The organism is Desulfuromonas soudanensis, from assembly GCF_001278055.1.
Lineage (GTDB): Bacteria > Desulfobacterota > Desulfuromonadia > Desulfuromonadales > WTL > Deferrimonas > Deferrimonas soudanensis.
Genome location: NZ_CP010802.1, coordinates 52,286 through 74,454 on the forward strand (window position 1 = coordinate 52,286; position 22,169 = coordinate 74,454).

Consider the following 22,169-nt stretch of genomic DNA (forward strand, 5'->3'; position numbering starts at 1 on the left):
GTTAAATTTTCTTTGTTTCCAGTTGATAGCCGTAGTATTTTGGCCAGGTTTTTGAACGCCACTTGTGATCAGGAACTTCGCCATATTCCTTATGTCTCATGATTTGCCATGTCACCCTGTATTTATCCTGGAGATGCTTGTTTTCGTTGAGGTGATATCCCAAATAGCTATTTACAGTTGATTGAAAATTTTCATGGTTTTTAAAACCCCTTCCGAAAAAATCGTAAATACCTATTTGAATATTCCAAAGTGATTCATAATTATAATTATTGAAGCCTTGAAGGTGCCGTAAAGTTGAACAATTGAACTTGATGGACAAAAAGAAACAGTCCTGTGTAAAATCTTTTTTTAAATGGTCAGAAAAAGTGGACGGAAATACCACCTGAAAATGATCACGAGATAGTTTTAAGCTTGTTCCTAGCTTCTTTGTCCTTTCAGTTCCCACGAGCCATAACGTCAAACTCTCGATAAAATCCGATTTTTTCCCCTCGGGAAACCTCGGGTGGATCTTATCCCAACAGATTTTCAATTCGAACTCACCGTTGTCGCCTACCGCTCTGAAGTACTCCCAAAACCCCCCATTCATAATATCGATATAATCGCAGGCCACGGCGAAGCGGGGCTTGGCCGTGGGACAGCCGCTTTTGACGAGGGTGATCTTTTGTTCCCCGTTGAGGATAATTTTGCTTCCCGAGGGGTACTCCATCCCCTGTCCGCTCATTTCTCCTTCATGGTTCTGCTTGGGAATGGGTCCGGCGCTGGCGGAAACGAGGGCCTTGGTCCGTCCACGCCAGTGCGCCTGTTGAAGGTTTTCGCTCTCGGGATAATGGCCGAGGGTGGTCATGTTTTTACGGCCGAGCAGGTTGTCGTCATAGTTCAGGCAGCGGTAAAGGCCGGCGCGATGGGAGTGGCCGCTGAGGGTGTAGGCAAAGTGGTTTTGGGCAAGCCATTCGCCGTAAAGTTCGGGACGCCCTGCCTTGACCGAGCCGTGGTCGTAGTTGCTGTATTTTTCGAGAAAATCGTTGCAGTTGATCTCACCCTTTTCGGTTAACGGCTTGTCCAGGGCATAGTTGATCTGGGTGAAATGACTAAAGAGAATGCGCATCGCATCGGGGTTCTTCTTGATTGATTCACGGGGGACATGGTTCTCCTTCAAGGTAATCTGGGCATTGCCGGGACATTCTGTTGCCCGCGGCAAGGTGCCGCCTTTGGAGAACGTGGCCAGGGACCAGTTGTCCAAAAAATGTTCGCCGTCTCCCCAGGCAAGCCCGATCAGTTTCTGTTCACCATAGGTCACCGCATAATCGGAAAACGGTGAAAAAACGGTCGCGAACCAGTCGAAATTTTCTTTGGCAAAATTATGAATTTTGAGCACCTTGTCGTAGCCCGGCCCGTAGAGCAGAATCGCCTCGTAAAAGGTCAGGTTGTGATCGAGGGGGATCCCGTCATTGGCTCTTTTTCCCAGAATCCGAGGTGAAATCCCGTACGGGTATTCATAGGCCTCATGATTTCCCGAGACGATGAAGACCGGCTTGTGGAAGGCGTTGTAGAAATGGATCAGCAGCGAATAGACGATGAGGCCGTCGATGCCGTAGGGATACTCGGCGGCACGGTCATGGACCGCTTTTTTGCCGTCGAGATACATCGCTTCCCAGAGGTTGCCGGTCGTCTCGATCTTGCGGCTTCGCGGATCGAAGTTGTGGGTGTGGTCGTAGAGGTCGCCGGTCATTACCAGCAGGTCGACATCCTTGTCCTTTCCGAACTGGCCCAGCAGATTGTGAAAGTTGTCGCAGTTGTTATTCACCTGCTCGCCAAGGGGGGGCGAGATCGCATCCTCGACATCGGGGATGACCGTCGCTTTGCATCCCTTGTAGGCGTGCTGTTTTGACGAGACATGGATGTCGGAGAGATGGCCGAGGTTGAGAACCTTTTTCCCCGCCGGCGGCACGTAGATCGGGTGGCGGTTGATCAGGGGGATGGCGCTGTCCTCCTCGAAGACGATCCCCTCGACACCGACCTTGAAGGCATACCGGGGTGCGTCGGAAGGGGCGCCGTTCCCTTTGTTTTTGTATTTGTAAAAGGACGTAAAAACGTAATTTCGCGTCAGGCGATCCTGGGTGTCGAGGACGTCCCGGCTGAGATCGGCGGCTGCAGGCCGGTCGTTGCGTCCGCTCCAGAAGGAGTCATACATCTGGCCGGGATGGATGTCTTTGAGGTTTTTCAGATCGACCTGATAGAGGGAGGTGAGCCCGGCCTCGGCGAGTTGTTTCCGGATGGCGGGGTGGGTGTTGGCAAAATGCCTGCCGTTTTTATCCTGCAACTCCGGCCCGAGCTCACCGAGACAGGTACAGTCGATGCCGGCAAAGGCCTTCTCCGGGGACGGATAGAGGAGGGTTTCCGCCTTCCCCGGATCCTTCATCGCCCCGGTGGAGTCATCCCAGGGGATGACCGCGAGGCTCTGGGCGATGACCAGCTTGATGTTGTCGCCACCGACGGCTCCCCTTTTGTTTCCCCGGTCGCTGCCATTGGCGAAGGTGGCGGAAAAATTCCCGTTGGCGGCCAGAAAGAGGCTGAAACAGGCCGGGTCGTCGACCAGGAGAGGAGAGCCGAGGGACGGGTGGAGGATCACCGCCTCATAGGAGGGCTGGCGGACTTTGAAAATCTTTTTGCTCGCCGTACTCTCCGGCGCGGCGTGCAGCGCAATGGAGAGGGTCCGGGTCTCTTTGGGGGGTGTGTGGGTGTCGATGTTTTTCCTCAAGCGCGTCCTCTCTCCTTCTCCATGACCACTTCGAGCCCCTGGATCCTTAAGGTCAACTCCTTGCGCAGGAGCAATTGCGGCACCGAGATGATCTCTTTGCTGATCGTCCCGGTGATTTCCTCGCCGCTGTCGCTGACAATCTGCCAGGGGAGTCCCTTGAGGAAAGCGAAGTGGGAATCGTACCGGTTGCCGAAGAGGTCCTGAAGGTGGATTTCGATTTCTGCAGGTTCTTCGTCTGTTTGCAATTGATTGTTTTCCGCCTGCAACAGAGCGATGCCCAGGGTGCTCAGGGGCGCCTTTGCCTGCACCTCCGGCATCGCCGCCCCGCGGCCGATGTCGTAATGCACCTGGCCGTTGAAGGTGACCCCCGATCCTCCCTTGAGGGTTATTCTGTGGCCGAAAAGCTGCACCGTCCCGTTCGCCTGGACCGTGATCCCGCCGCCCCCCTGGCCGAGTGTGATGTCCCCTCCCCCCTTCCCTTCGATGCGCAGGTCCCCGGCTCCCTGAAGGTGCAGCTCACCGTTTCGCACGGCGAAGGCGGCGTCGCCGTTGCGCACGGTGACCGTCGCTCCGGAGGTGGCGTCGATCCGAAGATTTTTCCCCGAGGTCAGTTCCAGGTTTTTACCGGCGGAAGATTGAACTTTTTTTGCGGCGCTCAAGGTGTAATCCGTCTTGGCCTGGTGGTGTATTTCGCCCTGATTGGTGATCGTTTGCGAGCGGTTTTCGACGGTCACCTGCCGGTCGGCGCCGCTGCGTTCGCTTAGAGTTTCGCCGCTATGCACCTTGAAGGTCTTTGTGGCCTGCAGCAGCAAACTCCCCTTTTGAGAAGCGAGGCGGATCTGATGCGCCTGGGCGGCGGCGTTGAGGTAAAGGATGTTGTCTCCTCCCACCGTCCGCAGCGAGACCGACGCCCTGTCCCGGAAATCATCCATGAGAAGTTCGCTGCCGGCGGCGCTCCGCAGGAGATTTTGCCCGGGATGGGCGCTGGTCACCGGGCTGCGGTGGTTCGATTCGGGGAGAAAGCCGACGATCATCGGTGTGTCGGGATTGCCGTTGAGGCAGGAGAGCAGGACCTCGGCGCCGTCCCCTAAGGGGGTGTGCCAGCCGCAGGCCAGATCGCCGGCCGGACCGCCAGAGGGGGCGAGGCGGCGCAGGGGGAGACTCGCTTCGCTGTGGGGTTTGGGATCGCGGTCAAAGAGGGGGCGCAGCCGATAGCGCCCCTGTTCGTCGAGACGGGGAGTATCGCCGTCGCTCTCGATTCTGGCCGTAAAGGTCACGGGGAGTTCGGGGTGGGCGGGGATGGCCGGGCGATAGGGCGTTTCGCGGCGGGTCAACCGGGCCTGGCAGCGGTAGGTTGTTTTATCGGAGGAGGCGTGGCTGACGGCGGTGATCAGATAGTCACCGCCGACGGCGACGGCGAAGCGGGAGGCCTCCAGGGTCAGCATGGACCCCGGCAGGAGGTCGACCATTTCCCCGGCGGCCTCCAGGCTCCAGGCCGCAATCGTCCAGCGTTCGGCGCGGAATCTCGCCTCGGTCTGGGCTTCGGTGAGGCTTGCGGCGCCGGTGGCGAAATGGGTCTGGCCGACGGGGAGGTCGCCGGCACCGGGGTGGCGGCCGGTCGGGGCAGCGGCAAGAAGTGTCAGGGAGGGGGTCTCCTGGCAGAGGCCCTGCACCCGGATTTCCCCGGGGATCAGGCGCTCTCGCACGGTCAGAGAATCGACTCCGCGGGGGGATCCGTCGGGAGATCCGACCATCCCGGCGCGGGGAAGGTGGGTCAGCGTGGGTCGCGCAAGGTGCGGACAGGCGCCGTTGTGGTCGGCGAAGAAGAGGATCTCCTCCCCGTTTTCAAATCCCGACCAGAAAAAGATCCCCTCCCGGGACAGCAGTCGCAGAAGAAAATCGTAATCGCTCTCCCCGATCTGCGCCGTTTGGGGGCGCGGGCTCAAGGAGCGACTGAGAAGAAAGCGCACCCGGGAGGCGCCGAATCCGTGGCGGGAAAGGAGGGCGCGGGCAATCGTTTCGACGCTCTCGCCGAGGATTACCCGGCTGTCGCACTGATGGCGCAGCAGGGCCATCCCCGATTCGAAAACCAGCTCGACCCTTCGTCGTCCGTTGTCCAGGGAGGCGACTTCGGCAAGGGCGGTCAGGATTCCCCCCAGGATGCGACTTGAGCCGTCGGGTCCGGTCAGGGTCAGGACGGCGCGACTGGAGAGTTGTTCCCCGAGATCGAATTCCCCGGCGACGAGGGTTTCGAGGCGGAAGCGGAAGGGGGCGGAAAGGGCCTCTTCCCCGGAGAGTGAAAGGACCGTTCCGGTAAAGGAGCCAAAGGATATGGTGGAACGCACCCGTTGCAAAGAGGTCAGCAAAACAGAATTCCTCCACGAAAAAGATAGAAGTTTTCCATTAAAATTTTTTGTTTATCGCTGAATTTTTGCCGGATGTCAAGAGGCTATTGGCAGAAACGACCGGAGTGGGTCCGAAAAATGGAGAGGGTGGCCATCCCCCTCACCCCGGAGCAAAAAGACAAAAGCCCGCAGGTTGCGGGCTTTTTCACGACAGGCTTGTTACCCGGAGCCGAAGGCTCTGGTCCGTCGTTGCGGTGCGGATTGGAAGAAAAGGGGAAACCGGCAGGGATCAGGCGGGCTCGAGCCCGGCGAATTTGAGGAGGAGTTTCTTGGCGCCGACGGTGTTGAAGTAGACGGTGACTTTCTGGTTGTCGCCGTTTCCTTCGACGCGGCGGACGCTGCCGACGCCGAAACGGGGATGGCGGACCCGGAGGCCGATGCGCAACCCTTCCTCGGCGTCGGGGACGACCCGGACCTCCTCTTCGAAGGAGGGCTCGCCGCCGCTGTCTTCGAAGGGGGAGGGGGTCAGGGACTCGAAGACGGAGGCGAGGTTGTGGGCCGAAACCTTGTGGAGGGTCGGGGTCGCGGTTCCGGCCACCAAATGGGGGGGGATCTCTGCGAGAAAGCGGCTCGGCGGGTTGAACTGGAAGTCGCCGTAGACCCTTCGCCTGCGGGCGTGGCTGAGAACGAGTTTCTCCATGGCCCGGGTCATCCCCACATAGCAGAGGCGCCGCTCCTCCTCGAGCTCGTCCCCTCCGCCCTGGGAGCGCGAGTGAGGAAAGAGCCCCTCTTCCATCCCGGTCATGAAGACCACCGGGAATTCGAGCCCCTTGGCGGCGTGCAGGGTCATCAGGGTGACCCGGTCGAGGCTGGCGTCGTAGGAGTCGAGATCGGTGATCAGCGCCACCTGCTCGAGATACTCCCGCAACGTCCCCTCGCTTCCGCTGTGCTCCTCCATCCCGGCGAGGAGCTGTTCGAGGTTCTCCATTCGTCCCTGGGCTTCCTCGGTTCGTTCCTGACGGAGCATCGGGCCGTAGCCGCTCTCTTCGATGATCTCGGCGGTGAGCCGGGGATAGGGGAGATGCTCCAGCCGGCGGCCGAAGGAGGCGATGAGCTCGACGAACTCGCCGACCTTGCGGGCGGCGGCCCCGGCGACGAGGCCGCGCTCCAGGGCGAGGGCGCAGGCGGGGAGAAAGCCCCCGGCCTCCTCCTCGAGGGGGGCGATGCGATCGATGGTCGCGGCGCCGATCCCCCGCGGCGGGACGTTGACGATCCGCCGCGCCGAGACGGTGTCGGCCGGGTTGAGGAGGATCCGCAGGTAGGCGAGGATGTCCTTGATCTCCATCCGCGAGTAGAATTTGACGCCGCCGAACATCACGTAGGGGAGGTTGTGACCGCGCAGCGCCTCCTCAAGGGGGCGGGACTGGGCGTTGGTGCGGTAAAAGACGGCGATATCGCGCAGATGGCGGCCGCCCCGGTGCAGCCGGGCGATTTCATCGGCGACGAAGCGGGCCTCCTCGAGATCGTCGGAGAGGGTCTCGACGACGACCTTTTCTCCTTCGGGGTTGTCCGTCCACAACGTCTTCCCCTTGCGGCCGAGGTTTTTTTCCACCACGCCCCCGGCGGCGTCGAGGATGGTGCGGGTCGAGCGGTAGTTCTGTTCGAGGCGGATGACGACGCAGCCGGGATAATCCTTCTCGAAGCCGAGGATGTTCCCGATCTCGGCGCCGCGCCAGCGGTAGATCGACTGGTCGTCGTCGCCGACCACGCAGAGGTTACGGTGTCCGCCGGCCAGGAGGTGGATGAGGCGGTACTGCACCTGGTTGGTGTCCTGGACTTCGTCGACGTGGATGTAGGCGAAACGCCGCCGGTATTTTTCGAGGATCTCCGGATGGTTCTCAAAGAGTCTCACCGTAAGCATCAGCAGGTCGCCGAAATCGAGGGCGCTGGCCTGTTTGAGGCGGCTCTGGTAGCGCGCGTAGACCCGGGCGACCAGATCGCTGTAGAAGTCCCCCCGTTCCATCGCCTCGGGAAAGAGGCCGCGATTCTTGGCGCCGTCGATGGCTGCGGCCGCCGCCCGGGGTTTGAGGATCTTTTCCGGGATGTCGAGATCCCTGAGGATCCCCTTGAGGAGACGTTCCTGGTCCTGATCGTCGTAGATGCTGAAATCGCTGGAATAGCCGAGAGCGGTGATTTCCCGGCGGAGGATGCGCACGCAGGTGGCGTGAAAGGTGGCGACCCAGGGGAGTTCGCCGCCGCCGAGGAGGCGCTGCAGGCGCTCCTTCATCTCGGCGGCGGCCTTGTTGGTGAAGGTGACCGCCAGAATCCGCCACGGCTCGACCCCCCGGTCGTGGATCAGGTGAGCGACCCGGTGGGTGACGGTGCGGGTCTTGCCCGAGCCGGCCCCGGCGAGGATGAGGAGCGGCCCTTCGGTCTGCCGCACCGCCTCCTGCTGCCGGGGGTTGAGGTCGCGGAGAAACTCACTCATCGGTTTCGTCCTCGAGGGTGCGGGTCATCAGGGCGCGGTTGTAGGCCGAGACCATGTCGCGCCGGGAGATGATCCCGACCAGCCGGTTGCCGCCTTCGCGGTCGACCACCGGGAGCTGCTCGATGTTGCGGTAGCCGATCTTTTTCATCGCCTGGTCGAGATCGTCGTCCCCGGTGACGGTGATCACGTCGAGAGTGGCCAGCTCCTTGATCACCACCAGGTCCATGAGGTCGCGCTCGAAGACCACCCCCATGAAATCCTGGACCGAGATGATCCCGGTGAGCTCGCCGTTGCTGTTGATGAGGGGGAAGTTGGTGTGGCGGGTGCTGGCAATGAAGTGGGCAAACTGGCCGAGGGTCATGTTCTCCGGCACCGATTCCGGGTCGGTGGCCATCACCTCGCGGACGAGAAGGGACTTCATGATATTGCGCTCTTTACCCGCTTCGAGGTTGATCCCGGCCCGGGAGAGCTCGACGGTGTCGAGACTTTCCTTCTTGAAGTGGCGACTGATCCCGGTCCCGATGACGCAGGTGAGCATGATGGGGATGATGACCTGGTAGGAAGCGGTAATTTCGAAGAGGAGGAAGATGGCCGTCATCGGGGCGTGGGTCGCCGCCGAAAGAAAAGCTCCCATGCCGACCAGGGCGTAGGCGCCGGGGGTGGTGGCGACGGAGGGGAAGGCCATCTGCGCCAGCTTGCCGAAGGCTCCGCCGGTGACGGCGCCGATGTACAGGGACGGAGCGAAGAGCCCCCCCGGCAGGCCGGAGCCGAGAGTGACCGAGGTGGCGACCACCTTCATGACGATCAGGGCGGCGAGGAGGTACCAGGCGCCTTCGCCGCGCATTACCGTCTCCATGAACTCGTAGCCGTTGCCGAAGACCTGGGGAAAGAAGATCCCCACGGCCCCCACCAGCAAGCCGCCGAAGATCGGCTTGGCCAGCCTCGGAATCTTCAGGCTGTCGAAGCGGTCCTTGATGCGGAAATGGATATCGATGAAGCCGGCGGCAAACATGCCGATGATCAGGCCGAGGAGGAGGTAGAGGAGGAGTTCCCAGGGGCCGGAGAGAACGTAGGGAGGAGCGGCGAGAGCGGGGATGTTGCCGAGGAGCGCCCGGGAGACGACGGTGCTCATGCCGCTGGCGATGACGATGGAGGTGAAGCTGGAGATTTCGAAGGAGGAGAGGAGGACGATCTCCTGGGCGAAGAAGACGCCGGCGATCGGGGCGTTGAAGGTCGCCGCCACCCCGCCGGAGACGCCGCAGGCGACGAGGACCTTGAGCCGGTCGCCGCTGACCTTGAAGGTCTGACCGAACTGGCTGCCGATGGCCCCGCCGATCTGGGCGATGGGCCCTTCCTGGCCGGCGCTGCCGCCGGTGCCGAGGGTGATGGCGCTGGCCAGTCCCCGGGTGAAGATGGTGCGGACCTCGATCTTGGCTCCCCGCAGGTTGACCCTTTCGAGAAAGGCCGGAAATCCGAACCTGAGGTCCTTGGCGAAGAAGAGTCCGAAGGGGATCAGCAGCAGACCGCCGGCGACGGGGAAGAGAATGACCAGCACCCGGCTCAGGGTCCATTCGTCGAAGGAGATGGCGAAGAGCTCCATCCCCTGTTCGATGACGGCCCAGTGAACGAAGTCGATGGTTTTGCGAAAGGCGTAGTTGCCCAGTCCCGAGAGGAGGCCGATGGCCACCGCCAGGATGGCCATGAAGGTGTTTTCGCTGATGCGAAAGCGGCTGAGGAGGGCGGTGCTGCGGCGGCGCAGCCAGATGATGAGTTTGTTTCTCGGACGCAACAGATTTACTCCACGGTGACGCTTTTGGCAAGATTGCGGGGTTGGTCGACGTCGGTCCCCTTGAGGACGGCGATGTGATAGGCGAGGAGCTGCAGGGGGATTACAGTGAGGATCGGCATCAGCTCATCGGCGATCTGCGGCAGGACGAGGATGACGTCGGCCTTGTCGGAAAGGTCGCTGTCTTCCCGATCGGTAATGGCAATCACCTTGCCGCCGCGGGCGCGGACCTCCTCCATGTTGGAAATGACCTTCTCGTAGGTGTCGTTGCCGGGGGCGATGATCACCACCGGCAGCTGCTCGTCGATGAGGGCGATGGGGCCGTGCTTCATCTCGCCGGCCGGGTAACCCTCGGCGTGGATGTAGGAGATCTCCTTGAGCTTGAGGGCCCCTTCGAGGGCGATGGGGTACTGGTTGCCCCGCCCGAGATAGAGAAAGTCGGTCGCCCCGACGAAGTCCCTGGCGATCTGTTCGATAGCGCCGTCGAGGAGAAGGGCCTCTTCGACCTTGCGCGGCAGGGTGAGGAGCTCGGCGGTGAGGGCGCGGCTGCGCTCGGCGTCGAGGATCCCCCGGGTCTTGCCGAGGTGCAGGGCGAAGAGGAAGAGGGCGACCAACTGGGTGGTGAAGGCCTTGGTGGAAGCGACGCCGATCTCCGGCCCGGCGTGGGTGTAGATCACGCCGTCGCTCTCCCGGGCGATGGACGACTCCACCACGTTGCAGATGGCGACGGCCTTCGACCCCTTCCCCCGGGCTTCCCGCAGGGCGGCGAGGGTGTCGGCGGTCTCGCCGCTCTGGCTGATGAGGACCGTGAGCGTCCGCGGGGTGACGATCGGGTCGCGATAGCGGAATTCGCTGGCGATGTCGACCTCCACCGGGATCCGCGCCAGTCTTTCGATGAGGAACTTGCCGACCAGGGCGGCATGCCAGGAGGTGCCGCAGGCGACGATGAAAATTTTATCCAGGGAGCCGAGCTCCTCGTCGCCCAGGCGCAGATCTTCGAGGTGGATCCTCCCCTCCCCCTCGACGATCCGTCCGGCGATGGTGTCGGCGATGGCCCGGGGCTGTTCGTGGGTCTCCTTGAGCATGAAATGGCGGTAGCCCCCCTTCTCCGCCATCAGCGGGCTCCAGGTGATGGTCTTGGCGGTTTTCTCCCGCGGCGCCCCGGAGAGGTCGGTGACGCGCATCGCCTCGGGGGTGAAGACGACCATCTCGCCGTCCTCGAGGAAGATCATCTCCCGGGTGTGGGAGAGCATCGCCGGGATGTCGGAGGCGACGAAATACTCGCCCACCCCCTGGCCGACCACCAGCGGCGAGCCGAGCTTGGCGGCGATGAGCTTGTCCGGTTCCTTCTCGCAGAGGATGGCGACGGCGTAGGCGCCCCGCACCTCCCCGAGAGCGAGGCGCACCGCCCCTTCGAAATCGCCGCCTTCCTTGTAGTGTCTCTCGACCAGGTGGGCGATGACCTCCGTGTCGGTTTCCGAGCGGAAGTTGTGGCCGAGGGCGCGGAGCTTCTCCCGGAGCTGCTGGTAGTTTTCGATGATGCCGTTGTGCACGACGACGATGCCGCCGGCAAAATGGGGGTGGGCGTTGGTCTCGGAAGGGCGGCCGTGGGTGGCCCAGCGGGTATGGCCGATGCCGCGGCTCCCCTCGAGGGGGCGCTGCAGAAGGACGGCTTCGAGGTTGGCGAGCTTCCCCTGGGCGCGGCGGATTTCGATTTTCCCGCCGTCGAGGGTGGCGATCCCCGCCGAATCATACCCCCGGTACTCGAGGCGGCGCAGACCGTCGAGGATGATGGGGGTGGCCTGCTGCTGGCCGATATAGCCGACGATGCCGCACATGGGAGGTTTCCTTTCCGACGATGGATAAAAAGGGGAAAGGGGCGAGACGCTGTCGCCTCACCCCTTGCTTGAACGGGCGATTACGATTTTTTTTCCTTGGGCTTGTGACGCAGTCGCCAGCCGAGGACGACCTTCTGCTCGGTCCGGGAGAGGGCGAGGGAATCGGGAGGAACATCCTTGGTGATGGTCGATCCGGCGCCGATGAGGCTGCCGCGGCCGATGCGCACCGGGGCGACGAACTGGGTGTCGCTGCCGACGAAGACGTCGTCTTCGATCACCGTCCGGTGCTTGTTGACGCCGTCGTAGTTGCAGGTGATGGTGCCGCAGCCGATGTTGACCCCGCTGCCGACCTCGGCGTCGCCGATGTAGGTCAGGTGGCTGGCCTGGGAGCCGAGGCCGAAGGTGGCTTTCTTGGTCTCGACGAAGTTGCCGAGCTTGTTGTTTCCGGCCAGAACGGTGCCGGGGCGCAGGTGAGCCATCGGTCCGATGGTGCAGCCGTCGCCGAGGCGGGACTCTTCGAGAACACTCCCCGCCTTGAGGTGGACGTCGTCGGCGAGGGTGCAGTCCGTGACGACGACTCCCGGCTCGATCAGGGCGCCTCTGCCGATAATTGTTGCGCCGCGCAGGTGGACGCCGGGGTGGATCACCGTGTCGGCGCCGATGCGCACACCGGGATCGATGTAGGTGGTCTTTGGATCGATGAGGGTGACGCCCTCGCGCATCAGCTCCTCGTTGATGCGGCACCGCATGAGCGCTCCGGCCTCGGCGAGCTGGAGGCGGTCGTTGATCCCCAGGGTCTCGCCGGCTTCGGCGGCAGCCAGGGCGCAGACCCTGCGACCGTCGGCGCGGGCCATGGCCAGAACGTCGGTCAGGTAGTATTCCCCCTGGGCGTTGTCGGTGGTGACGCCGCGCAGCGCTTCGAAAACGTAGGGGGCCTCGAAGGCGTAGATCCCGGTGTTGATCTCCAGGATGGCCTTTTCAGCGGAGGTGGCGTCCTTTTCCTCGACGATGCGCAGCACCTCCTCGCCGTCGCGGACGATCCGCCCGTAGCCGTGGGGGTTCTCCAGCCGGGAGGTGAGGACGGTGACGGCAGCCTTTTGGGTGCCGTGGTAGGAAAGAAGCCGGGCGACCGTCTCCTGGCGCAACAGGGGGACGTCGCCGCAGAGGAGGAGAATCGTCCCGGTGAAATCGGCCAGGGCTTCCCGGGCACAGAGGAGGGCGTGGCCGGTGCCGAGTTGCTCGCTCTGGACGGCAAAGAGCACCCCTTCGTCGGCCAGGGCCTTTTCTACCGCCGCAGCGCCGTGGCCGATCACCATGACCGTCGGAAAAGAGCCGAGGGCCGTCGCCAGACGGACCGGATAGCTGGCCATGGGGAGTCCGGCCACCCGATGGAGGACCTTGGGAAGGTCGGATTTCATCCGGGTTCCGCGCCCGGCTGCGAGGATGACGGCCGCCAGTTTCTGATCGTTCATGGGTCCTCTTTCCTGGGAGGTCTTGCCGAAGTGCTTCATTATACGAAACGGCGGGGGGGAGTCAAGGAATATGCCCCCCGCAAGGGGGGCCAGAGCCGCGATTTTCTTTGCAAATATCGCCCTGGTTCAGTATAGTTTGCCCTATTGGAGGGTGCTTATGGATAGTCGTAAGGGGCTCGCGGGCGAGCTTAACACCATAGAACAGCTGTTAAAGGAGCTGCACATCACCTACGAGCAGTATTTTGCCGGGGTGGAGAAGCGGGAGCCGATGAAGGTCCGCGAGGATCTCGCGGCCCGCCTGCGGCGCTTCGCCAACCGCCGGATCACCCAGACCGATTTGCGCTTCCGCTACCAGGGCCTGGCGGCCCGCTATCACAGCTATTCGGCGCACTGGGATCGCATACTGCGCCTGATCGACGAAGGGCGCTACGTTCGCCAGGTCCGCAAGGCTTCGGCCCCGGCCCCGGTCCCGGCCCCGGCAGCGACGGAATCCCCACCCCCGGCGACGGAGGGACGGCAGGAAGATATTTACCGGGAATTGATGGCGGCCCGCAGCGCCTGCCACATGGAGGGGAAGGCCCCGGACCGGGCCCAGGTGGCGGCCTTTCTCGACACGCAGCGGGAGAAGATTCGCGAGCGATTCGGCGACCGCGAAGTGGAGTTCACCGTGGTCTGCGAAGGCGGCAAGCCGAAGATCAAGGTCCGGCCCAAGCCTTAGGAGCCCGTTGGGCTAGAATGCAGAAAACAGAACACAGAATACCCCCTTCGCGCTGGGCGTTTTCCTTCTGTATTCTGTATTCTACATTCTTTTCTTCATGCCCTTTCAGCCTCGCCCCGAACTGTCCGAAGTCCCCAAGGAGACGCTTCCATGAGCCCGCAGAATACGGAAAAGGGGAAGACGGCCCTGGTCCTGGCGGGAGGCGGAATCATGGGGGCCGCCTACGAGATCGGCGCCCTGACGGCACTCGACAGGCTCCTGTCCGGGGGTTTTTCCTCCAACCGCTTCGAGATGTACGTCGGCGTCAGCGCCGGATCGGTCATCGCCACCCTGGTGGCCAACGGAATCCCGCCGGCGGTCCTCTTCCGCTCCATCGCCAACAATGAGAGCAGGGTCTTCAACTGGCGCCGCTCCGACATCTACCGCATCGATTACCGCGAAATCCTCACGTCCTTCTGGGCCCTGTTGCGCAACCTGTTCCGGATTTTCCGCAACTACCGGCGCAACGGCTGGTCCTTTTCCCTCCACGAAATTCTCTATATCCTTCAGGAACAGTTCCCCTCCGGGCTCTTCTCCCTGGCGCCGATGCAGAATTATCTCTGCCGGTCCTTTGCCAAGGAAGGGGTCCGTGACGATTTCAGCCAGTTGACTCCCGAGCTCTACATCCCCGCCTACGATCTCGACCGGGGGCAGCGGGTGGTCTTCGGCTGCGAAGGATACCGGGACATGCACATCTGCCAGGCGATCACCGCCTCCTGCGCCATACCCTACTTCTTCCGCCCCCACAAAATAGGAAACCAGAACTTTATCGACGGTTCCATCGGCCGGGTCAGCCATATCGATATCGCCATCGAGCGGGGCGCCAAGCTGATCGTCGTGGTCAACCCCCGGGTACCGATGGACAACGACCTCGAACGTTTCTGCCTCCCTTCTTTATCGGAAGGCAAATGCTCGAGCATCGCCGACCTGGGGATTTCCTTCGCCTGGGAGCAGGCGATGCGCATCGAAACCAAGGAGAAGCTCGAGATGGCTCTCGAGGGGTACCGGCACCAGCACCCCGAGGTCGATATCCTTCTCATCGAGCCGGGGCGCGAGGAGTCGATGCTCTTTTTTCAGAGCCCGATGAGCAACGACGCCCGCCATCACATCATGAATTACGGCTACAACCTCACCCTGGGGCAGCTCAAGGATCGCTTTGACGAGTTTGAGTCGGTGCTCGGCCGCCACGGCGTCGAGGTGACGGCCGAGCACCTTTCCAGCGCCCCCCCCGCCGAAGTCGTCACTTGAAAAGATCGTCCGGGAGGCCTGAATGAAGATCCATCTCGTAACACTCCATGTTCGTCCTTCGGCCCAGGCCGTCCCCCTGGCCGCCGCCTCCCTGAAGGCCGCCCTCCCTCCGGAACTGCAGGAAGAAACCGTCCTGGTCGACCTCTTCCCGACCTCGGCCGACGAGGAGCTCCTCTCGGACATTCTCGCCGGCGAGCCGGATGTCGTCGCCTTTTCTCTCTACGTCTGGAGCCGAAAGCGCCTTCTTTCTCTTGCCCGGGAGCTGCGTCGCCGCCGCCCGTCCCTCCTGCTGGTTGCCGGCGGTCCGGAAGCGACCGTCGACGCCGAGGGGGTCCTCGACGAAGGAGAGCTCGATGCCGTCATCCGCGGCGAGGGGGAGGAGACCTTCGCCGAACTCATGGCCGCCGTGGAAAAAAATGAGACGCTGCCGCCGCTCTCCGGCCTGACCCTGCGGAGCGCCGCCGGGATTCTGACCGGTCCCGACCGGCCTCCCGTCGAAGACCTCGACACCCTCCCCTCACCCTGGCTGAGCGGCGCGCTGGTCCCCGCCGCCGGGGGAGGCGTCCTCTGGGAGATCGCCCGGGGATGCCCCTTTGCCTGCGATTTCTGCTACGACGCCCGAGGGAGCCGCGGCGTCCGCCACCTCTCCGTCGGGCGCCTGAAGGCTGAACTCGACCTCTTCGTCAGGGCCGGAGTCTCCCAGGTCTGGGTCCTCGACTCGACCTTCAACTTCCCGGCGCAGCGAGGAAAGACCCTGCTGCAGCTCCTCGCCGCGCGGGCCCCCGGGATTCATTTTCACCTCGAGGCCAAGGCCGACTACATCGATCGCAAAACCGCAGGCCTCCTCGGGCGCATCCCCTGTTCGGTGCAGGTCGGCCTCCAGTCGGCCCATCCCGAGGTGCTGCGCAATATCCACCGCGTCTTCGATCCGCAGTCCTTTTCCGAGAGGATCCAGTACCTCGCCGCCGAAGGGGTAACCTACGGCCTCGATCTGATTTACGGCCTCCCCGGGGACGATCACGGGGGCTTCTGCCAGAGTCTCGAGTACGCGCTGGAGCTGCGCCCCAATCATCTCGACATCTTCCCCCTGGCGGTTCTCCCCGGGACACCCCTGCACGCTCATCGCGAGCGCTTCGGCCTGCGCGCCGAGAAAAGCCCTCCCTACCTGGTCCTGGAGAGCGCCAGCTGTCCCCCGGATCAGCTGGCGGCGAGCCGCCGCCTGGCAGGTGCCACGGCCATTTTCTACAATATCGGCCGGGCCGTCGCCTATTTCCCCGCCCTGCTGCGCGGGACCGGCCTCAAGGCGGTCCCCTTCCTCGAACGTTTTGCCGATTTTCTGGCGGCGCAGCCCGGCGGGGAAGAGCGCCTCCTCGAGTCCGAGGGGTGGGCTCCGCAGGAGGTTCTGAAGTGCCAGGAGCGCTTTGTCGCCGATGAGTTGCGCGCCTGCGGCCGTCCGCAGCTGATTTCCGCAGCGATCGATCTTCTTCGTTACCACTATTACTATGCCGAAACCCTTCTCGGCGCCGAAACCCTTCCCGACACCCTCTGCGGACTCGATCCCTGGCGGTCGCCCTGGCGGGTCGCCTCCACGGTGCGGCTCGTCCCCTTCTCCTACGAAATCCTCAATCTGCTGGAAATGGGAGAGGTCGATCTGCTGCAGCTTACCGACCTCTTTCGCCCCGTCGGCTCGGTCGCTCTCTTCCTGCGGCGGGGGGAGGAGGTGATCTGCGAATCCCTCGAAGAGGATTTTCTCAAACTGCTGAAGGGATGCGACGGGCGGCGGACGCCGGAAGAGATCTTTGCCGGGAGCATTTCCCGGGCCGAGGGAGAGGAGATTGCGGTCTTTGCGGTGGGGGAGGGTCTGCTGGTGCCGGCGGGGCTTACTTGAGGATGAGGTCCATGAAGCCGCGGTAGGTCTGGCGCTTGCGTTCCGATTCCTCGTAGAGGGTCGAGGAAAAAAGGGCGGTGGCGGCGTGTTCGGCCATCATCGAGAAGAGCTGGAAATCGACCTGCTGAAAGCTCTCCTTTTGGATGAAGAGCCGGTAGATGGCGAGAACGCCCATGGATTCGCCATGAATCATCAGGGGGATGGCGGCCAGGGGGACCAGAGGATCGTCCGAACCCTCGCTCACCGACCCTTCCTGAAAATAACTTTCGCCGCCCGCCGCCACCTCGCCGAGGAGTCCCTCGCCCGCCGTCACCCGGGGGAAGGGGCTCTCCTCGAACCCCTCTCCGGTTTCGTAACAGAGCTGCCGCGCCTCCCTGTCGAAAAGGAGGAGGGCGAACTTTTCGGCACCGACGAAGTTGATGACCACTTCCTTGATGATGGCGATGACCTGGGTGCGGTTGAGCTGGGAGTGCAGCCGGGTGGAGGCGATATAGAGGTTGGTGAGGTTGTTGTTGACCTCTTCGGTGTGAATCAGCTGGCCGGCGAAGTCTTGATTTTCCTCCTCCAGTTCGGCAATGCGCAACTGCAGGAGACGGTTTTCTTCCCGGGCCCGGGAGTTCTGGTGCTCGAGGTGTTCGAGCCGGACCTCGACGGGGCGCCCGGAGAGCGGCGGGGGGACCGGTTCGGCGCGGGGGTCCGTTGCCACCAGGTGGCGCAGGGCGAGGAGCCATTCGGGGTCGGGATGAACAAAGTAGATTCCCATCCCCCCTTCCGCCCCTTCGACGACCCGCACCACTTTCCCCCGCAGGGAGAGGTGGCGGCCGTCGGGGAAGGTGATACCGAGTTCCACCGGGCTTCCCTGGGGGAACAAATCCGCGCTTTTAAGAAAAATACCGTTTTCCGAGAGATCGCAGGCCCGGGTCTCAAGGGTCTTTCGGCCGTGGGTGATCTGAACCGGCAGAGAGACCGCGGCGCGAAGGGTTTTGCGCACCTTGGAGCGGCCGAGGAGGCGCTGGACCTTGTCGACGAGATCCTTTTTGTTGACCGGCTTGGTCAGGTAGTCGTCACATCCGGCTTCCAGGCATTTGAGGATCTCTTCATCCTTGCCGGCGGCGGTGACCATGATCACCGGAAGTTCCTGCCAGGGCCCCGGGGCGCGCAAGCGCCTGCACACCTCGTCGCCGTTGATTCCGGGCATGTACAGGTCGAGGAGCATCAGCTCGGGCCGCACCTCGTCGAGACGACTGAGCGCTTCCTCCCCGGAGCTGGCCGTAGCGATCTGGTGGCCGCTGTCTTCGAGAAAGGATTTTTCCAGTTGCAAAAAGAGGTCGACGTCGTCGACCAGAAGAATCGTGGACATAGGGTCTCGCATTTCAGGTCAGAAATTCCCCTGAACCTACAGCAATCGGACCCGAAAGTAAAGACTTGCCCCCGCAGGGGGCGCGGAGCGGGCGGCCTCAGGCCACATCCTGCATGCGCTTGTGATACCGCGGCCGCTCGCTGAGGAGGCCGGCGATTTCCTTCACCTCGGGGACGCGCCCGGCGACCCGCAGAATGTCGTCGATGAGGAGGGCCGGGGAGACGTAGACCCGGTTGTCGATCATTTTGCGGCGATCGCGGAAGAGATGCACCTCAGCCTTGATGCCGAGGGTATCGAGCGCTTCACGAACGTTGGCCAGGGTGAGTTCGCAGCGCTTGCTGCTTTCGGGTTTGCAAATGATGTCGATCCTCATTCTTCCCTCCGATCCTTTTGGTTGCACTCGCGACGGCCAAAGATGACCTATCTGGTAATATTATAAAGGAGCAGGGGTAAAAGGCAACCTTTATCTCCGGTTCCGGGCGGACCCGATCCAGCGCTTGCCTGGGTTTGCTCTTGCGGCTACAATGAGCCCCTGAATTTCTATTTTTCGAGGTAACCATTTGAAATGCCAGATGCTCAACGCTCCGGGCCAGATCGAGAAACGGGACCTTCCGTCCCCCCGTCCGGGACCGGGGGAGATCGTGGTGCGGATCCGGGTCGCCCTGACCTGCGGCACCGACCTCAAGACCTGGCGGCGCGGTCACCCGAAAATCTCCCTCCCTTCCCCCTTCGGTCATGAATTTTCCGGGACCGTTGCCGCCGTCGGCGAGGGAGTCCGAACCTTTGCTCCCGGAGACGCCGTGATGGCCGTACACTCGGCCCCCTGCGGCGTCTGTTTCTATTGCCGGGCCGGCCAGGAAAATCTCTGTGACACCCTCATGGAGACCAAGGTTCTGGGGGCCTACGCCGAGGAGATTCTCCTTCCGGCCCACATCGTCGCCCGCAACGTTTATCTCAAACCCGACCATCTCTCCTTCGAGGAGGCGGCCTTCCTCGAGCCTCTGGCCTGCGTGGTCCACGGCAGCCTGGTCCAGCCCCTGCGGCGCGGCGAGATTCTGCTTATCGTCGGTGCCGGCGCCATCGGCATCCTTTATCTCCTTCTCGCCCGGGCCCGCGGGGTCGGAAGGATCCTCGTCGCCGGCAAGCGGGGGAGTCGTCTCGACCTGGCCCGTCGCCTCGGGGCCGACCGCGTGATCGATGTCGAGACGGAGGATCTGCTGGCGGTCGTTGCCGCCGAGACCGAGGGGCGGGGCGCCGATCAGGTCATCGAGTGCACCGGGCGCCCGACGGTCTGGGAGGGGACGATGGCCCTGGTGCGCAAGGGGGGAAGGATCCTGCTCTTTGGCGGCTGCCCCTCCGGGACCGAGGTTCGCTTCGATGCCGGGCGGCTCCATTATGACGAAATCGTCCTTCAGGGGGTCTTCCATTTCACCCCGGCGGCGGTCGCCGAGGCCCGGCAGCTCCTGGTCACCCGGGCTATCGAGGTCGCCCCCCTGGTCTCCGGGCGCTTCGGCCTCGACGGACTCGAATCGGCCCTTTCCCTCCTCGACCGCGGCGAAGGACTCAAGTACGCCATCCTTCCGGAGGGGCGATGAAGACCGATCTCCCTTCGACCATGGCGGCGGTGGTGGTTCATTCATTTACCGATATTCGCGTCGAGCAGGTCCCTCTCCCCCTCCCCGGTCCCCGGGATATTCTCGTCCGGGTCGCCGTCTGCGGCGTCTGCTCCGGCGATGTCATGGACTGGTACATCGAGGCCAAGGCTCCTCTGGTTCTCGGCCACGAACCGGCCGGGACGGTGGCGGCCATCGGCGCCGAAGTCACCTCCTTTGCCGTCGGCGACCGGGTCTTCATGCACCACCACGCCCCCTGCTTCGTCTGCGAGCGCTGTCGTCAGGGTCTGTACACCCTCTGTCCCACCTGGAAGCGGAGCCGTCTCGATCCCGGCGGCATGGCCGAATACGTGCGGGTTCCCGAGATCAACCTCAGCGACACCCTGAAACTTCCCGACCAGGTTTCCTTCGAGGACGCCTCCCTGGTGGAACCGGCCGCCTGCGCGGTGAAGGGGATGGCCAAAGTCGGCGTCCTTCCCGGGGACACGGTGCTCATCACCGGCCTCGGTGTGATGGGGATGCTCAACATCCAGGTCGCCCGGGCCTTTGGTGCGGCGCGGATCATCGCCGCCGACCGGATTCCCTGGCGGCTGCAGAAAGCCCTGGATCTCGGCGCCGACGCCGTCATCGACGTCTCGCGGCAGAGCCTGGCCGAAGGAGTCTCCCGCCTCACCGGCGGCGCCATGGCCCGGCGCGTCATTGTCGGCCCCGGCACCACGGCGGCGATGGCCGACGGCATCCGCGCCTGCGCTCCCGGCGGCACGGTCCTTTTCTTCACCCCCACCCCGCCGGGTATCCTCCTCGAGATCGAGCCCCATTTCCTCTATTTCAACGAGATCACCCTCGCCTCCTCCTACTCCTGCGGACCCCTCGACACCCGGCAGGCTCTCGACCTCATCGGACGGGGGGTGATTGCCGCCCGGGATCTGGTGACCCACCGCTTCCCCCTGATTGAGGCCGCCGAGGCCTTCGCCCTCACCGCCCGTGGAGGCGATTCCCTCAAGGCCCTGGTGCTTGTGGAGACGTCATGAACGACGAGACCGACAAGGGGATGAGTTGCGACTGGATTCCCGGCGGAGAACCGGAAGGGACCGCTACGGCAATCTCGGGCGACGCTCCCGGCAATCGCAGCGTGATCTATCCCTTTGCCGGCGACTTTACCTGGGCAGGTGTGCCGCAGGAGCGCTACAAGGCCGAGGACGGCACCTGGGCCGCCATTGCCCGGACGGTGCTGATCGGCGCCCGGGGCGAGAGCGCCCTCTTCGACCTGCGCTATTTCGAGATCGCCCCCGGCGGTCACTCCTCCCTGGAAAAGCACGAACACGAACACGTGGTGATCTGCATCCGCGGCCGCGGCACCCTCCTCATCGACGGGACGCTGGCCGAGCTCAACTTCCTCGACACCGCCTACCTCGCCCCGAACGATCCGCATCAGCTGTGCAACCCCTTCGACGAGCCCTTCGGTTTTTTCTGCATCGTCAATCACCACCGCGACCGTCCCCGCCCCCCCGACGAAAAGGAGCTGCGCGCCCTTCTTTCCGGCGCCGCCGCCAGGGGGATCCGCCCCTGAGCGCGGATAGAGATGGGCCTTTGTCCGCCAAGCCGCGGCGGTACATTGACATTCAACGAAAACTCTTACGACCAGGGTAAAAAAAAGAATTCAAGAAACGGCAAAGGCCACCCGAATCGGGTGGCCTTTGCTGTGGGGAGAGAGGTGGTGAAGGCACCGGATCAGTCCTTGGAGGGACAGGTCTCGCCGTAGGTCATTTTCAGGGCGCGGCGCACCCGGGCGGTGAGTCGCACCGGGTTGATCGGCTTGGCGATAAAGTCGAAAAAGCCTTTGTCGAGGAGGGCGGCCTCGTCTTCGGCCGAGGTCCTCGCCGACAGGGCGATCACGGGGATACGGGCGGTGGCGGGGTTTTTCTGCAGGGCGTCGAACATCTCGTTGCCATCCATCCGCGGCATCAGGCTGTCGGTGATGATCAGGTGCGGCAGGTTCTGGGAGGCGCTCTTCAACCCGTCGGCGCCGTTGGTCGCCTCGAGAGTGATGTAGCCGATTTTTTTCAGGGCGGCGAGGATGGCCGCCCGCACCAACTCGCCGTCTTCCACCACCAGGATCGTCCACCAGTCGCTGTTGCGGGCGGTCTCGGCCTGCAGGTAGTGTTTGCTCACCGCTTCCTGGATTTCGCTGGGAGTGGTGACGCAGGGGGTGATGTTGAGGCCGGTGCGGAAGGAGAGATTGTCGATCACCTCCATGTCGAGGGGATTGACCATGGCCAGAAAGAGGGTCTTCCCTTCGAGCTTGAGAGGGAAAATCAAGGACTTCAAGGCCCTTTCGCTGTCGACGAGCTTGAGGAGCTCGGGGGGAAAGTTGAATTTGGCGAGGTTGTTGGCGGTCTTGTAGCCGAACTGCCGGGCCAGGACGATGGAGATGTCCCGTTCCGAGACGATCTTCATCTCGTCGAGGACCTGACCGAGCCGTTTGCCGCTCCCCTTCTGCAGGGTGAGGGCGTCGGTGAGCTGGGATTCGCTGATCACCCCGGCATCAACCAGGATCTCGCCGAAGCGTTTGCGTCGATTCATCTGTCAGTACGGCCCTTTCCGGGGGAGTGGGTC

Annotated in this window: 15 protein-coding genes; 6 read left to right on the forward strand and 9 right to left on the reverse strand. The window is 63.0% G+C overall.

Annotated elements, in window-relative coordinates; all coding sequences use genetic code 11:
* Window position 1 precedes the first annotated feature (1 nt).
* The 6 genes from DSOUD_RS00220 to glmU form a co-directional block, all read right to left on the reverse strand.
* Window positions 2-2,758 (reverse strand): metallophosphoesterase, encoded by a 2,757-nt coding sequence (locus DSOUD_RS00220; RefSeq protein WP_053549105.1) that lies wholly within the window; start codon window positions 2,756-2,758, stop codon window positions 2-4.
* Window positions 2,755-5,124: a type VI secretion system Vgr family protein gene (locus DSOUD_RS00225; RefSeq protein ID WP_053549106.1), complete on the reverse strand. Its 2,370-nt coding sequence runs from the start codon at window positions 5,122-5,124 to the stop codon at window positions 2,755-2,757. Before DSOUD_RS00225 ends, DSOUD_RS00220 begins: the two co-directional genes overlap by 4 nt.
* Window positions 5,125-5,392: 268 nt before the next feature.
* Window positions 5,393-7,591 (reverse strand): ATP-dependent helicase, encoded by a 2,199-nt coding sequence (locus DSOUD_RS00230; RefSeq protein ID WP_053549107.1) that lies wholly within the window; start codon window positions 7,589-7,591, stop codon window positions 5,393-5,395.
* Window positions 7,584-9,380 (reverse strand): chloride channel protein, encoded by a 1,797-nt coding sequence (locus tag DSOUD_RS00235; protein WP_232426473.1) that lies wholly within the window; start codon window positions 9,378-9,380, stop codon window positions 7,584-7,586. The genes DSOUD_RS00230 and DSOUD_RS00235 overlap by 8 nt, the downstream gene beginning before the upstream one ends.
* A gap of 5 nt (window positions 9,381-9,385) precedes the next feature.
* Window positions 9,386-11,215: a glutamine--fructose-6-phosphate transaminase (isomerizing) gene (gene glmS, locus DSOUD_RS00240; protein WP_053549109.1), complete on the reverse strand. Its 1,830-nt coding sequence runs from the start codon at window positions 11,213-11,215 to the stop codon at window positions 9,386-9,388.
* Window positions 11,216-11,295: 80 nt separating this feature from the next.
* Entirely contained in the window at window positions 11,296-12,687 is a 1,392-nt protein-coding gene (glmU, locus tag DSOUD_RS00245; protein ID WP_053549110.1) for a bifunctional UDP-N-acetylglucosamine diphosphorylase/glucosamine-1-phosphate N-acetyltransferase GlmU, read from the reverse strand.
* A gap of 157 nt (window positions 12,688-12,844) precedes the next feature.
* On the opposite strand from glmU, the gene DSOUD_RS00250 reads away from it, so the two are divergent.
* The 3 genes from DSOUD_RS00250 to DSOUD_RS00260 all read left to right on the forward strand — a co-directional run bounded on the left by DSOUD_RS00250 (window position 12,845) and on the right by DSOUD_RS00260 (window position 16,580).
* Window positions 12,845-13,405, forward strand: coding sequence for an MXAN_5187 C-terminal domain-containing protein (locus DSOUD_RS00250; protein ID WP_053549111.1), 561 nt, complete (start codon window positions 12,845-12,847; stop codon window positions 13,403-13,405).
* A gap of 150 nt (window positions 13,406-13,555) precedes the next feature.
* Window positions 13,556-14,692, forward strand: coding sequence for a patatin-like phospholipase family protein (locus tag DSOUD_RS00255; RefSeq protein WP_053549112.1), 1,137 nt, complete (start codon window positions 13,556-13,558; stop codon window positions 14,690-14,692).
* A 22-nt stretch (window positions 14,693-14,714) separates the two neighbouring features.
* Window positions 14,715-16,580 carry a B12-binding domain-containing radical SAM protein gene (locus DSOUD_RS00260; protein WP_053549113.1) on the forward strand — a complete coding sequence of 622 codons (1,866 nt, stop codon included), beginning with the start codon at window positions 14,715-14,717 and terminating at the stop codon, window positions 16,578-16,580.
* Here DSOUD_RS00260 and DSOUD_RS00265 read toward each other — a convergent pair.
* Both DSOUD_RS00265 and DSOUD_RS00270 read right to left on the reverse strand, forming a co-directional pair.
* Complete coding sequence (locus DSOUD_RS00265) at window positions 16,573-17,940, reverse strand: response regulator (RefSeq protein WP_053549114.1); 1,368 nt, start codon at window positions 17,938-17,940, stop codon at window positions 16,573-16,575. The genes DSOUD_RS00260 and DSOUD_RS00265 overlap by 8 nt on opposite strands.
* Window positions 17,941-18,037: 97 nt before the next feature.
* Window positions 18,038-18,313, reverse strand: a complete 276-nt coding sequence (locus tag DSOUD_RS00270) for a thioredoxin family protein (protein WP_053549115.1) — start codon at window positions 18,311-18,313, stop codon at window positions 18,038-18,040.
* A gap of 187 nt (window positions 18,314-18,500) precedes the next feature.
* On the opposite strand from DSOUD_RS00270, the gene DSOUD_RS00275 reads away from it, so the two are divergent.
* Genes DSOUD_RS00275 through DSOUD_RS00285 form a run of 3 tightly spaced genes read left to right on the forward strand, consistent with a single transcriptional unit; the run spans window position 18,501 to window position 21,123 of the window.
* On the forward strand, window positions 18,501-19,535 hold the full coding sequence (locus DSOUD_RS00275; protein WP_053549116.1) for a zinc-binding dehydrogenase: 1,035 nt from the start codon (window positions 18,501-18,503) through the stop codon (window positions 19,533-19,535).
* Window positions 19,532-20,584, forward strand: coding sequence for an alcohol dehydrogenase catalytic domain-containing protein (locus DSOUD_RS00280; protein ID WP_198300341.1), 1,053 nt, complete (start codon window positions 19,532-19,534; stop codon window positions 20,582-20,584). Before DSOUD_RS00275 ends, DSOUD_RS00280 begins: the two co-directional genes overlap by 4 nt.
* Window positions 20,581-21,123, forward strand: coding sequence for a cupin domain-containing protein (locus DSOUD_RS00285; protein WP_053549117.1), 543 nt, complete (start codon window positions 20,581-20,583; stop codon window positions 21,121-21,123). The genes DSOUD_RS00280 and DSOUD_RS00285 overlap by 4 nt, the downstream gene beginning before the upstream one ends.
* Window positions 21,124-21,284: 161 nt before the next feature.
* Here DSOUD_RS00285 and DSOUD_RS00290 read toward each other — a convergent pair whose 3' ends face one another.
* Window positions 21,285-22,136 (reverse strand): response regulator, encoded by an 852-nt coding sequence (locus DSOUD_RS00290; protein ID WP_053549118.1) that lies wholly within the window; start codon window positions 22,134-22,136, stop codon window positions 21,285-21,287.
* Window positions 22,137-22,169: the final 33 nt, after the last annotated feature.